Genomic DNA, 12533 nt, shown 5'->3' on the forward strand with positions numbered 1-12533 from the left:
TCGAGGTTAATTGAAAAATGTGCAGTGATTCCATATCCAAAAAAGTCCGATTCAATGGTATGCTCTTCTTTCTTTATAATATGAAAAAAAATGTTAAAAAAATCCGTCCGGAAATATTTTCAGATTATTATTAAATTAAAAAAGGGCAGACCGTTTTTACACAAGCCTACCCATATAGTAACAGTTATTAGTTTTTATTTTGTGAAAATTTCTTTCAGCTGGGAAACGATGTTGCTGTTTCCTGAAACGGTAATATCACCAATCTTTTCTGCGATTTTTTCCATATACTCCATTTCTTTCAGCTTCCATAAAACTTCATTTTCTTCCATCAGTTTTGCGGTATTCAGCAAACTTCTTGTGGAAGCCGTTTCTTCACGGCGCATGATGCTGTTGGCCTGAGCTTTTTTCTCAGCGATCAATACCTGGTTCATAATTTCCTTCATTTCACCCGTCAGGATCACATCACGGATACCCGCATCAAAAGCTCTGACACCTAAATCACTGGCTTTTTCACCCAGATTTTCAAGAATTTCTTTTCCTACTGAATCTTTTTTCAGCAACAGTTCATCCAGTGTCAAAGCTCCTACAAACTCACGCAATGCCAATTGCATCAGAATATATAATTGCTTATCATATTCTTTATTTTCCATCAGTGCTTTTTCGATACTCTGTACCTGAAAACTCACATAAAAATTGATTCTTAGCATCGCTTTATCCTTAGTCAAAAGCTCCTGACCTGCAATTTCCATTTGCTGCATACGGGTATCAACCATATTAACGTCGATGGAAACTCCATTATTCCAGAAGTTGTAGGTTCCGGCTTCCAGAGTCTTCACCAATTTACCGTCAATGATCAACAGTCCTTTATACTGATTCGGGACATTAAATTTTCTTACGTAATGTCTCAGTCTTGAATTTTCCAGGATGTTATTAGGGATTTCCTCGGTGATTTCAACTTTCGTTAAGTCCACTTTCTGGAAAACTCTTTCTGTAATATCTGTCCAGAATGCATATTGTCCAACGTTCAGAACATCCTTTAAAGTACCGTTTTCATACATTAAAAGGATTTCACCATCTTTTACCTCTACGATTTCCAAAAGGTTTTTCAGGGTTTCATTCTTTAATAAAGCAGCTACATTTTCATGGGTTGCAAACTGGGATTTTATTTCATAGTTAGGATCGATTACCTTAACCTCAACTGAAATATCATTGTTCCAGAAGGAGTAGATACCGCTTTCCAATATCTGAGTTAATTTACCGTCAATTAACAATAATCCTTTTTGGTGATGAGGCACAAGAAACTTTCTTACAAAGCTTTTCACCTTTATATTTTCCAAAACTGCCTTGGAGATTTCTTCCGGGATCTCAATCTTGGTTAAGTCGATTTTCTGAAATTCTCTGTTGACCATTCCTTTCCAGAATGCATACTGTCCAACGGTCAAAACATCTTTTAAAGTACCATTTTCATGAACTAAAATGATTTCTCCGTCTTTTACTTCTACGGTTTCCAAAAGATTTTTCAGGGTTTCATTTTTCAACAAAATCGGTAAATCTTCACCGGCTTCAAACCTTGACTTCATCTCATAGATCGTGACGGATTTATTTCCGAAGACATAATGATTACCTTCTTTGAGAACTTCAATTAAGTTTCGGTTTTTGAAGACCAAACCCATTTGGTAGGCTTTAATGTGTACATTTTTTATCATTTTATTATATTTTTAAGTGTTATTATTTCAATTAAAAAGAGAAATCTGAGTTTCTTTCTTCCAAAAAATGGCGGAAGCAAAGGAGTTTCAAAAAGCTCCAATCATTTCAGAAAACCGTTCTTAAACTTCTTTTTCCAATCCGTAAAATCTTGGGCGTGTCCCTGGCCACCGCTGAAAGCAGCAACCCGGGTCGCTACGTTCACTGCTATCTTTTTTGCGTACAAAAAAGGATATCCGTTACCATCGCTCACGCGGAAAACCGTCCTTATCAGAAAATTTTGTTCAATTGAGGTATTCATCAACTGACTTTCACTTTCAGAAAAAATCTTTCTTACTGGCTTTTTCAAAAATGTTGATTCAACAACTGAAAAAACTCAGATTTTCTCTACAGGAATGTTTTTAAAGAAAAACATTGAAAACTTTGTAAAAAATAGATTTTCAGTCTATCTTTAACTACATGTGAAGTGTAGTGCTCTACCACTTGAGCTATCTCAATCTTAATTGAGAGAAGGAGTCGAACCTTCGCAAAAAAACTATTTACTCTATCCTCTTGAGTTATATTTCCCCTTAAGGAAACAGAAGGATTCGAACCTTCGTACAATAGCTAATGGTAGAAGTTTTTTGGTTAACTCCTAAAACCTTCAGGCCAAGCTGAACAGAACGAAAACAATGTTTTTCAACAAATTCTTCTGCAATGGTGTTATACAGAAACACACAACCTGACTTGCCTGATATGGTAACTGAAATCTGTTTTTCAAAATTTCAGTGTTGTTTCATTTTGATAATGCAAAGTAAAAAGTCTATTGCGCAATCATTCTGCGTAGAAAATAAAATTTGATAAAAAATAAAAAAAGACAGTTTCAAAATATGAAACCGCCTCTGCGTTGTCTGATAAAGTTTATAATAGAAACTTTCTTAAAAAATAGATTCCTCTTATATGTCCTCCTGTAAAATATCCAAAATTCCGGAAACCTGAGACTCTTTATCCGTGAAATATAATTTCAATTCCTGATAAACAAATTCTTTAATTTCAATTTGAACTTTTGGAGTTCCTAACTTCCATCTTGTTGCACCTAAGTAGGTTAACTCACCTCTTACTGAAGCATAAAGACAAAGATGTTTTTGAAGTTTTACAGTTCTAATACTTAATTTCAGGTTTCTTTTTGAAGATTCTTCATTTAAAAATTTCTTAAGACCTTGAAAAATACCATCCAGTAATGAGCCTCCTAAAACTGTTTCTTTATAGTTCGCATATATTTTTAATTTAGGTTTTACCCAATAACTACTTACAAATGCCAGCGCCAGTGAATAGGAAAACTTCGTCTTTTTCTCAAAGTTCAGTTTAAAAACTGATGAATAGTAAGAAAAACTTTTCTCCAATTCGTAATCAATTATTTCAGACAAACCTTTTGGGTAATGGAAAATATTAATTTGTTTTTCAGTTTTGGACTGATCGATGCTTTTAATCTTTAATTGATTGTTTAAAAATGAAAATCGTCTCAAGAAATTATTGAGTAAATCATAATTTAAAATTACATCTTGAAAAATTTCTTTATCAGGTATCAATTCAATTTTTATTCTATTGAAGTCAGCATGCTGAACATCTTCTAAAAATTCGGGATTTCCTTTTTCAGATCTAAAAGCATGTACACCATTAATTTCAATCCTTGTGTATTTAGATAAAGCAACAATTCCTGCCAGTGATAAATAAAATTTTTCGTTTTTATAATCATGAAGATGTTTCAAAGCATCTAAAAAAGGGAGAAAAGTTTTGGTACCAGAACCTTCTATTATTAATTGATTCTTCTTTTTGAGTAAAAAAGTTATCTCATAGATACCAGATTTTATAAAATCTTCAATCAAATAACTTAGCAATTCCTGATAACCGTAGTGATTTAAAGCACCGATATACATTCCCGGACGTTTTCTGATATGCTCTAAAATATTAGGTTTTTCAATCATAATTTAAATTCGAAATAAACTTAAATATACGATTTTAAAGCCAAATTATTCACTCCTAATTATGCCTTTTGAAGGCACCAATGCAAGATCTTCGCAATATTCTTCGCGTCATCCACACCTCTGTGGTGCGTACCTTCCAGCTTGAGATTCAGTTCGCCTAAAGCCCTGCTCATGCCTACACTTTTTCTTACCGTAGGATGCAGCTGCCCGAACAGTGTTTTTACATTGATATGGTCATCGCTCAACGGATAATCCACATTGAATCTTCTGGCCTGGTTTTGCAGCATATTCAGGTCATAGTTGCCATAGCTAGCCCATGTCAGGTCCTCAGAATCGTATTCTGCCCTCAGGATATCCAGAGCGTCTTCCAGCATGATGCCTTCATCATCCAGCATATTTTGTGTAATGGAAGTCAGTTCCGTACAAAAAGGACTCACCTTCGAGTACTGTGGTTTCACTAAAATGCCTTCATTTTTGGAGACCTTGCCTGTTGTGGCATTCATAATGCACACCCCGATCTCGATGATCTCGCTTTCCTGGCCTCTGGGCGGTCTGTCGTCCCAACAGGTAGCTTCCAGGTCTATAATTAATATATTTTCTGTTGTTTTCATTTGTTTAAAATTTAATGTTGTAAAAGAGGGAAGATGGGAGCTGGAGGATGGAAGTTAATAATGAACGTTATTCGCTTCAGGTATCGGACTTTCCATCTTCTAATTTCTAGTTTCTAACCTCTAACTTCTATCTTTATTTCTACTCCAAAATCTTCCGTAAAATTTTGGCAGCATTGTAAGCATCGTCTGCTCCGCTGTGGTGGTTTCCTTCAAAATCCATTTTCAGGTAGTCCAGAGCTCTTTTCAGGCCTATCATTTTGTGGAGTCTGAAATGTTCTCTGAATTCTTCCATCACATTCAGATATTGTCCACCGAAAGGAATCTCTATTCCGAGCCAGTCACACTGTTCGAAAATCTGTTCCTTGTCAAAGTTTCCAAAACCTGCCCAGGTAAGGTCTGAAGAATGATATTCATCCAGAATCTTTTCGCAGGCTTCTTCAAAATAGATTCCTTTCTCGTCAATAAGCTGCGGCGTGATTCCGGTTAGTTTTGTACAGAATTCATTGATTTCTGATCTTTCCGGAATAACATAAATGCTTTGTTTTTGGGAAATGGCTTTTGATTTTAAATCCAATTTGCAGATCCCTATTTCTATAATATCGACTTTCTCTCCAATGGGAATTCTGTCATTTTCCCAGCAGGTGGCTTCCAGATCGATGATTAATATTTCGTTTGTTGTGTTCATTTTTTTTGTAAAATGTATAAAGTATTGATGTACAATGTAAAATGTATAAAGTACAATGTACCAGTGGGATTATAATGACCGCCACTCATAACTCATAACTCATAACTCATAACTCATAACTCATAACTCATAACTCATAACTCATAACTCATAACTTATAATTCTCTACTGTCTCTTCCTCCAAACGGTGGTGTCCATTTTTTTTGCTTCATGATTTCTTTGACTTCTTCGTAAGAAATTGGGTAGAAATTGTGACAGTCTACTCCCACGTCGAAGCTTAAAGCCATTTCGTCATCGGGTAAAGTTCCGTGTGAATGGCCGTAGAGCTGCCAGACTCCGCGGTGTGAACCATTCCAGGTACGCATGGCGTAATGCAGGAGGATAATTTTCTGCTTGCCGTTGCTGTTTTCCGGTTCATCAATTTTCAATTCATGATAATCTCTCACGGATTCAAATCGTTTGGGATAGGTAAGCGCGGCACCTTCGTGGTTTCCTCTGATCAAATGGATATTGCCGTTTAACCTGTCGAGGATTTCTTTGGTGAAATCCGGTTTTCCTAAACTGATATCGCCAAGATGGTAGACGGTATCATTGGTACCGATTCTTTCATTCCATCTTTTGACCAGTTCTTCATTCATATGGTCTAAGGACTCGAATGGTCTTTCTGAAAATTTTATAATATTGGCGTGACCGAAATGATGGTCCGCTGTAAAAAATATATTAGGTTTCATTTTTTTAATAATTTGTTTGTTTAATTTTTACTACATCTTTTTTAACCACGGATTACACAGAATACACAGATGTTATATTGATTTGTGGAGATCATTCGTGCTATTTGTGTTAAAAAAAGACCGTTTTCTTAACCACGGATTTCACAGATTTACACAGATGATTGTGGATATTTGTGAAGATTATTAGTGGTATTTGTGTTTAAAAAAGACCGTTTTCTTAACCACGGATTTCACAGATCTACACAGATCATTGTGGATATTTGTGAAGATTATTAGTGGTATTTGTGTTTAAAAAAGACCGTTTTCTTAACCACGGATTTCACAGATCTACACAGATCATTGTGGATATTTGTGAAGATTATTAGTGATATTTGTGTTTAAAAAATACCGTTTTCTTAACCACGGATTTCACAGATTTGCACAGATGATTGTGGATATTTGTGAAGATCATTCGTGCTATTTGTGTTAAAAAAAGACCGTTTTCTTAACCACGGATTTCACAGATCTACACAGATGATTGTGGATATTTGTGAAGATTATTAGTGGTATTTGTGTTTAAAAAATACCGTTTTCTTAACCACGGATTACACAGATTACACAGATGATTGTGGATATTTGTGAAGATTATTAGTGGTATTTGTGTTAAGAAAATCAATTCTTTTGTAGTTCAAATTTTTAATTAATTTTCGAGAAATGCTTTATAAAAAGCAGTTTCAATTTCAATAACATCAGTTTCCGTATATCTTCTTGAAAAGTGAATAGGAACGGCTTCTTTCACCTGACAGTCTTTCATGATCTTTCCTGATGCAGAAGCAAAACTGTGATAATTCAGCTTCGCAAATTCCTGATCAGAATCTTTATAAAAACTCTCGATATACACAAGATCTGCCTCGCTGAACACCGCTTTTATCTTTTCATAATTTTCCTGATCTGCCGCATGATCCATAATTACCCCAAGCCTGTAACCTTGATTTCTGGTCAGTAAATGAAACAGATCAGATGCTTTGTAAACGGTTCCATCAATGTCAATTTCATTATCTTCATCATTATTTTCAAAAGCCGTTTTCAGTTCGCTGATCCATTTCCCTTTTCTGAAGCCGGAAGCCTCTTCATGAAAGGTGACTGAATCTTTTTCTTTGAACAAATACGCAATGGAATCTGTTTTATGATCAAGAATGGCCAATTCTACTTTTACCTGATCATCTTCAAAAAGGAAATTCTGCGTCTTTATAAATTCCAGGTTCCAGTGTGGTGGACGGAGTATATAAACATTAATTTCTTCAGAGGAAATGATTTCGCGGATCTCATATTCAATGGCCTTTTCATCAATCAGGTTCCATGTGTAAGATTTTAACCTCGCTTCAATCTGGTGATGGATATTTTTCGGCCCGCAGATCACAACTCTTTCTCCGCTACCGATCTGATGTCTGAAAATTCCGTCAAAATTCGAAAAATGATCAATGTGTGTATGGCTGATGAATACCGCTGAAACCGACTGTATCTCTTTTACCGTCAGCTGGCTGGCTTCACCGCAGTCACACAAATAATGTTTTCCTGTATTTGCAATTTTTATTAATATGCTGATGTCTTCTCTCAAAAGACTTTTTATCTCTGCCTGTATCATTGTATTAGTTTTTAAACATAAAAAAGTTCCGGTAAAAATATACCGAAACTAAACTTTAAGAGTCATAAACTCTTCTTTTATAAAATCAATCACTAAAGTATTCAACTTTTTGTTGATTCTTTTCTGTTCGTCTTTTTCCACTGAAGTGAAAGCATCCGGAAAATCTTTTCCAAAGTCTTCCAAAATGTCCTGAGCAAAAAGACCTATGATCTTGCCTATCATTTTGGGTTCAAATTCTCCTACTTTGCTCACCACATTATGCAATCTGTTGACTGTAACATACCTCTGAATGTTTTCCCAGATATTCTGAGCATTTTCTGAAAAATCTGCTGGCTTCTGAGTTTCTTTACGGTCTTTTTTCACCATTTTAGATCTTTCAACCCACTTATCATTCTTGTTTTTAAGAATAACTCTGGCGCCGTTTCCAAAATATCTGGTTTTCAAAGTTTTGACAATCGTTCCTTCGCACATATTGTTCTCCATTTCAGGTAGGCCAAGCCAAGCCGGAATTTTAGAGTCAAATACATTTGGGAACCTCAAAGCATCTTCCAAGCTGCCCTGGAATAAAACCTTTGCGTAGAAAAATCCGGTTTCCTCAAAAATCTGATTCACCACATCGGTGTCCAAATAAGTAGTACCGTTCAACTTAATATCGAATCCATAGAATTCGTTATGAGGTGCGTATTCAACACCTTTTTGTACTTTGATAGCCTCTTTTACGGGTTCTACTTCTGTATGTTTGTAGCCGCCTCCGAACAGTTCACCGTAAATTACTACCGTTTCCAATTCCGGGTGAATGGTTTTCACTTTTTGGAACAAATCAATTACATTTTTTCTGTAACGTTCTAAAATAAGGTGTGCGTTGTAGAATTTTTCATCCTTTTCAATAAAGGCGGTTCTTTTCGCGATTTTAATTTCCTTTCCGTCGGTAAAGAAAGAGAAATTGGCACCATGAACCTTTTCCTGCACGATGAAAATCTCATCCCCAAAACCCTGCAACCTGATCTGATCGATCACGCGGGTTTGGTAAGCGTTTTCTATAGAGTTATATGTTTTGAAAATCATTTTTTTAGTTTTTAGTTTTTTTATAGTTTTCCAAAAGGCTTAGAATATTTCCCTGCCTTTCTATCAATCATCTTCATCTTCTTTCTTTCAGTAATCTTTGATATTTTGATTATGCAAAGTAAAAAAGTAAGAACGCAATCTTTTTGCGCTGATCTGAAAATATTGATTATAATTGTTCAAAATTTTCCAAAAGGCTTAGAATATTCTTCTTGCCCACCGGATTCATAGAATGACAATAGAATTTTGGGAGATCCAAATAATTATCCATACAATATTCTACCAGCCATTTGGCACAATCATAGCCTGTTTTTTCAGTGTATTCGTTAGCATTGGGCTTCAGATAATGTACATCTGCCAGGTCATGGTCAAAAGAAATGAGTTCCGGAAGTCCTTTTTCCATAATTCTGTTGACAAACTGCTCGTAATTGCGAACAATATGCCAGTCTTTTCTGAGGAAAATATCCTGTTTGGTATAATGATACGCCTCAACCGGGTATCTTATATCATCCAGAAATAATAATCTTTTGGTCATTTCCATCCTGTTATTTTTTTAAGCCCGAAGCCTGTGAATACATTCTTTATTAATTAAACCATCATATCAGCACAATTGGTGCTTGCGAATGCGTAAGGTTTTGCTTTAAACACATAGCCCATTCCCAGAATATAGCCCATAGCATCTTTCAATGCCGCATTTGACTTAAAATCAGGGTCGGTATTAATGTCTGCGTGTACCTCCATTTCCACACCATAAGCATCCAGAACGGCACAGATAGCGTAAGCAATTTCTACGGATCTGTTGACCTCGTTCAGCATCCGTTCTTTGATACTGATCTTCTGTATTTTTCTGTCTTTTCTGATAAAGGTAAACGCTCCTTTTCCCTCCCGTACAAATACTACTGCCGTAGCATAGCTGATCGCTTCGCCGTACACGTGGGAATCTGAGCCCACACATACTTTCAGGCGGTGACCGTTAGCCTGTTCGCGGATGATGGCTTCTTCTACCAGCTGTGTGATAGGTTTCCGGAAAAAATTTCCTTTCATATTCTGCCATACTTCTTGTTGCGTTTCCATTTTTTTACATGTTTTAAATTCTGTTTTATATTAATTTGTCAATTTTATAAAATTCACTTACGAAGTAAAATTCATCATTGACGATTCACTTTTGCACTCCGAAGCGGACTCGAACCGATACCATCAGTTTTGGAGACTGAGATGCTACCATTACACTATCAGAGTAGTTTTTTGTTGATTCATCAGGACTCGAACCTGAACAACAAGAGTCAGAGTCTTGTGTGCTAAACCATTACACTATGAATCATTTTTTGTGGATCAAAACCGAATTGAACGGTTCCCTTTTGCTTTTCAGACAAATGTGCAGACCTTCTACACCACTGATCCCTGTTTATATATAATGAGTAATCCCGACATAGTCCTATTGGCATTTATCAATCATCTTTCATCATTCATGTTTTGTACAGAAAAAGGGATTCGAACCCTTAATATCTTGATCCTAAATCAAGCGCGTCTGCCAGTTCCGCCATTTCTGCAGGTTTTATTAATAATGAGTAAGCGGTAATCAGTAATTTTAAAAAATTGACTTATTGACCATTCACAATTGATTACTCATTGCTTATTACTCATTATTTATAAATTTGTGAATGATCTCCTCGATCTGAACTTTCATGGTATTATTTATTCACAATTGATTTTTGACCATTCACATAAGTACTCCATAAGGGAATCGAACCCTTATCATCTGCTCGAAAGGCAGGCGTCCTAACCGTTAGACGAATGGAGCGTTTTAAACCAACTGACCAGGAATCGAACCTGAACAACAAGAGTACTTTTCCTGCATGCTGCCGTTACATTATCAGCGGTTTTTGTGGAAGCGGTAGGATTCGAACCTACTCAGCAATAAAGCAACAGATTTACAGTCTGCCCCGGCTCTCCAACTCCGGCGAGCTTCCAGTATAATGAGTAATAAGCAATTTCTAAATTCTAAATTCTAATCTCTAACTTCTACCCTCTATTTGAAGAAAAACAAAGCCTGTCTTAATTTTTTGTTTGATATAAGAACTTCTGCGCCTGACAAACTTTTATTTTTTCTTCTGAACTAACTAAATTTTATAAATGATAAGTGATGAGTGATAATTGATCGGTAATCCTGTAACGACCACTAACTTCTAATCTCTAACTTCTAACCTCTATTTGAAGAAAAACAAAGCCTGTCTTAATTTTTAGTTTGATATAAGAACTTCTTCGCTCGACAAACTTTTACTTTTTCTCCGGAACTAATCTCATTTTAGTTATTTGAGATGGTTATGGGATTGTTCATAACCATTTTATTTTTTTTATTGAATTCACGAATGTTTCGCATTTTAAACCCACTCAGCTTACGCAACGGTTTTGCAGACCGCCCCGACTCTTCCACTTCGGCGAACCATCAGATGTGATTATAAATGATAATTGATGATTGATGATTGATAGTTGATAATTGATAATTGATAATGAATCTATAAACTCTCTAACTTCTAATTTCTAACATCTAGCTTCTAATATCTAACATCTAGCTTCTAATAAAAAAAGAAAAAGGCTGTCGGTATTTTCCATATTTGGCGTAAAGATCTTCTGCTCTTGACACACCTTATTTCTTCTCTTTTGAAACAATTAACATTTAGTTATCTGCGATTCCGGAAAGATTCGAACTTTCAACTTCCGGTTTAACAGACCGGCGCTCTACCATTGAGCTACGAAATTGTTTTCTGTTTGTAAATTGCGAATGGTCAATCCGTTGTACTGTTATTTTTTTTAAATTCACTTGCGAAGCAAAATTCACCATTCACCATTCACTTTTGCCTCTTTTGTAATTCCGGAAGGACTCGAACCTTCAACCTTCGGCGTATCAGACCGACACTCTAACCACTTGAGCTACGAAATTGTTTTCTGTTTGTGAATGGTCAATTGTCAATTCGTTGTACTGTCAATTTTTTTAAAATTCACTTGCGAAGCAAAATTCACTATTCACCATTCACTTTTGCCCCCTGGCAAAATTGGTCTGGAAAGCAAGATTCGAACTTGCGACCTCCCGCGTCCAAGACGGGTAAACAACCACCGTTATCTTTCCAGTTTTTAAGGTTCGGTTTCCAATTTGTTTTCCGGGAGACAGCCGGGATTAAAATTTTCCGTGAACCTTTGCGGTCTATGCGGGAATCGAACCCGCAGTGCCCAAGAGACAGTCGGGCAGGTTAGCCGTTACCTCAATAGACCTTTTTTGTAATTCTGAGAGGAATCGAACCTCTAACCTTCGGTTTAGAAAACCAACGCTCTATCCAATTGAGCTACAGAATCAATAATTGTTTGATGAAAATTATTCGTCATGTTCTAATTTCTAATTTCTAACTTCTAATCTCTAACTTCTAATCTGTATCGTAATCCCAGAAGGAATTGAACCTTCAACCCCCGGTTTAAAAGACCGGTGCTCTGACCAATTGAGCTATGAGATTGTTTTTTTATGTGAATGGTCAATTTGCTTTGCTTGTCAATTTTAAATTCATTATTCACCATTGACCATTCCTATTTACTTTGGGTATCTTCGGGGATCGAACCCTGTTCTCCGGTTCCACAAACCGGCGCTTTACCAAATAAGCTAAAGAAACCATAAAAAAAGCACCTCTTTTCGGGAGGTGCTGTATATATTTTGACGTGTCAGATCACTGAGACCTACGTATATAAGCACCTTTTATCAATAAATTCACTATCCAGAATACATGCATATCCTTTCGGCTCCTGTCCGTCTAGTCCTGAATACTGATTAGATATGTTATGTAATTGTTTCATTATATTCTTGTTATTTAAAAAGTTTTTGAATCCTGAAAACCTGTTGCTTTCAATTTTCGGTTGCAAAGTAAGTATGAAATTTTTTAATCTGCAAATTTATTTTTCAATTAAATATTTGAAAATCAATAAGTTATATATCGTTTTCAGCATAAAGAATAACCGTCCGCAATATCCTGCGGATCTCTTAAATACCTAAATGACTGTCTCTCATCGGGTTACTTATCACTCTTATTTATCGTATTAAATTGACATTGTTAATTAAAAAATTTTTGTTTTTACGGTTATTTTTTTTCATTCTAAATAATTTATGGC

At 35.8% G+C, this 12533-nt stretch carries 10 protein-coding genes and 13 tRNA genes; all 23 read right to left on the reverse strand.

Annotated features, from left to right (window positions below; translation table 11 throughout):
• Positions 1-194: 194 nt before the first annotated feature.
• On the reverse strand, positions 195-1706 hold the full coding sequence (locus tag BM143_RS21240; RefSeq protein ID WP_228430919.1) for a slipin family protein: 1512 nt from the start codon (positions 1704-1706) through the stop codon (positions 195-197).
• Between the two features lie 101 nt (positions 1707-1807).
• Positions 1808-2053 (reverse strand): hypothetical protein, encoded by a 246-nt coding sequence (locus tag BM143_RS21245; protein ID WP_090027136.1) that lies wholly within the window; start codon positions 2051-2053, stop codon positions 1808-1810.
• A gap of 586 nt (positions 2054-2639) precedes the next feature.
• Positions 2640-3668 (reverse strand): DNA topoisomerase IV subunit B family protein, encoded by a 1029-nt coding sequence (locus BM143_RS21250; RefSeq protein WP_090027139.1) that lies wholly within the window; start codon positions 3666-3668, stop codon positions 2640-2642.
• A 59-nt stretch (positions 3669-3727) separates the two neighbouring features.
• Complete coding sequence (locus tag BM143_RS21255; RefSeq protein ID WP_090027141.1) at positions 3728-4279, reverse strand: 3'-5' exonuclease; 552 nt, start codon at positions 4277-4279, stop codon at positions 3728-3730.
• Between the two features lie 139 nt (positions 4280-4418).
• Positions 4419-4964, reverse strand: coding sequence for a 3'-5' exonuclease (locus BM143_RS21260; protein WP_072925216.1), 546 nt, complete (start codon positions 4962-4964; stop codon positions 4419-4421).
• 155 nt (positions 4965-5119) lie between these two features.
• A complete protein-coding gene (locus BM143_RS21265) occupies positions 5120-5695 on the reverse strand; it encodes a metallophosphoesterase family protein (protein WP_090027143.1) in 576 nt (191 codons plus the stop codon).
• A 679-nt stretch (positions 5696-6374) separates the two neighbouring features.
• Positions 6375-7319, reverse strand: coding sequence for an MBL fold metallo-hydrolase (locus tag BM143_RS21270; RefSeq protein WP_090027145.1), 945 nt, complete (start codon positions 7317-7319; stop codon positions 6375-6377).
• A gap of 48 nt (positions 7320-7367) precedes the next feature.
• Positions 7368-8384, reverse strand: a complete 1017-nt coding sequence (locus tag BM143_RS21275; protein WP_090027147.1) for an RNA ligase, Rnl2 family — start codon at positions 8382-8384, stop codon at positions 7368-7370.
• A gap of 166 nt (positions 8385-8550) precedes the next feature.
• Positions 8551-8922, reverse strand: a complete 372-nt coding sequence (locus BM143_RS21280) for a cyclic-phosphate processing receiver domain-containing protein (RefSeq protein WP_090027149.1) — start codon at positions 8920-8922, stop codon at positions 8551-8553.
• Between the two features lie 47 nt (positions 8923-8969).
• Complete coding sequence (locus tag BM143_RS21285) at positions 8970-9455, reverse strand: ribonuclease H-like YkuK family protein (RefSeq protein WP_090027152.1); 486 nt, start codon at positions 9453-9455, stop codon at positions 8970-8972.
• 94 nt (positions 9456-9549) lie between these two features.
• Positions 9550-9620 (reverse strand) — tRNA-Trp (locus tag BM143_RS21290).
• A gap of 9 nt (positions 9621-9629) precedes the next feature.
• Positions 9630-9702 (reverse strand) — tRNA-Gln (locus tag BM143_RS21295).
• Between the two features lie 7 nt (positions 9703-9709).
• A tRNA-Phe gene (locus tag BM143_RS21300) sits at positions 9710-9782 on the reverse strand.
• 75 nt (positions 9783-9857) lie between these two features.
• Positions 9858-9931, reverse strand: a tRNA-Leu gene (locus BM143_RS21305).
• Between the two features lie 179 nt (positions 9932-10110).
• Positions 10111-10182 (reverse strand) — tRNA-Glu (locus BM143_RS21310).
• Positions 10183-10267: 85 nt separating this feature from the next.
• Positions 10268-10351: transfer RNA gene (locus tag BM143_RS24065), tRNA-Tyr, on the reverse strand.
• 721 nt (positions 10352-11072) lie between these two features.
• A tRNA-Asn gene (locus BM143_RS21315) sits at positions 11073-11141 on the reverse strand.
• Between the two features lie 107 nt (positions 11142-11248).
• Positions 11249-11322, reverse strand: a tRNA-Ile gene (locus BM143_RS21320).
• Between the two features lie 113 nt (positions 11323-11435).
• Positions 11436-11510: transfer RNA gene (locus BM143_RS21325), tRNA-Pro, on the reverse strand.
• A 69-nt stretch (positions 11511-11579) separates the two neighbouring features.
• Positions 11580-11651, reverse strand: a tRNA-Asp gene (locus tag BM143_RS24070).
• Positions 11652-11658: 7 nt separating this feature from the next.
• Positions 11659-11732 (reverse strand) — tRNA-Arg (locus tag BM143_RS21330).
• Positions 11733-11813: 81 nt separating this feature from the next.
• Positions 11814-11887 (reverse strand) — tRNA-Lys (locus BM143_RS21335).
• An 81-nt stretch (positions 11888-11968) separates the two neighbouring features.
• Positions 11969-12041: transfer RNA gene (locus tag BM143_RS21340), tRNA-His, on the reverse strand.
• Positions 12042-12533: the final 492 nt, after the last annotated feature.

This window comes from Chryseobacterium oleae, assembly GCF_900115055.1.
Lineage (GTDB): Bacteria > Bacteroidota > Bacteroidia > Flavobacteriales > Weeksellaceae > Chryseobacterium > Chryseobacterium oleae.

Bases quoted from the DNA above. Each gene is read 5' to 3' on its own strand.
- BM143_RS21275 (WP_090027147.1), bottom strand. From the start codon at position 8,384: ATGATTTTCAAAACATATAACTCTATAGAAAACGCTTACCAAACCCGC.
- BM143_RS21270 (WP_090027145.1), bottom strand. From the start codon at position 7,319: ATGATACAGGCAGAGATAAAAAGTCTTTTGAGAGAAGACATCAGCATA.
- BM143_RS21255 (WP_090027141.1), bottom strand. From the start codon at position 4,279: ATGAAAACAACAGAAAATATATTAATTATAGACCTGGAAGCTACCTGT.
- BM143_RS21265 (WP_090027143.1), bottom strand. From the start codon at position 5,695: ATGAAACCTAATATATTTTTTACAGCGGACCATCATTTCGGTCACGCC.
- BM143_RS21280 (WP_090027149.1), bottom strand. From the start codon at position 8,922: ATGGAAATGACCAAAAGATTATTATTTCTGGATGATATAAGATACCCG.
- BM143_RS21260 (WP_072925216.1), bottom strand. From the start codon at position 4,964: ATGAACACAACAAACGAAATATTAATCATCGATCTGGAAGCCACCTGC.
- BM143_RS21285 (WP_090027152.1), bottom strand. From the start codon at position 9,455: ATGGAAACGCAACAAGAAGTATGGCAGAATATGAAAGGAAATTTTTTC.
- BM143_RS21250 (WP_090027139.1), bottom strand. From the start codon at position 3,668: ATGATTGAAAAACCTAATATTTTAGAGCATATCAGAAAACGTCCGGGA.
- BM143_RS21240 (WP_228430919.1), bottom strand. From the start codon at position 1,706: ATGATAAAAAATGTACACATTAAAGCCTACCAAATGGGTTTGGTCTTC.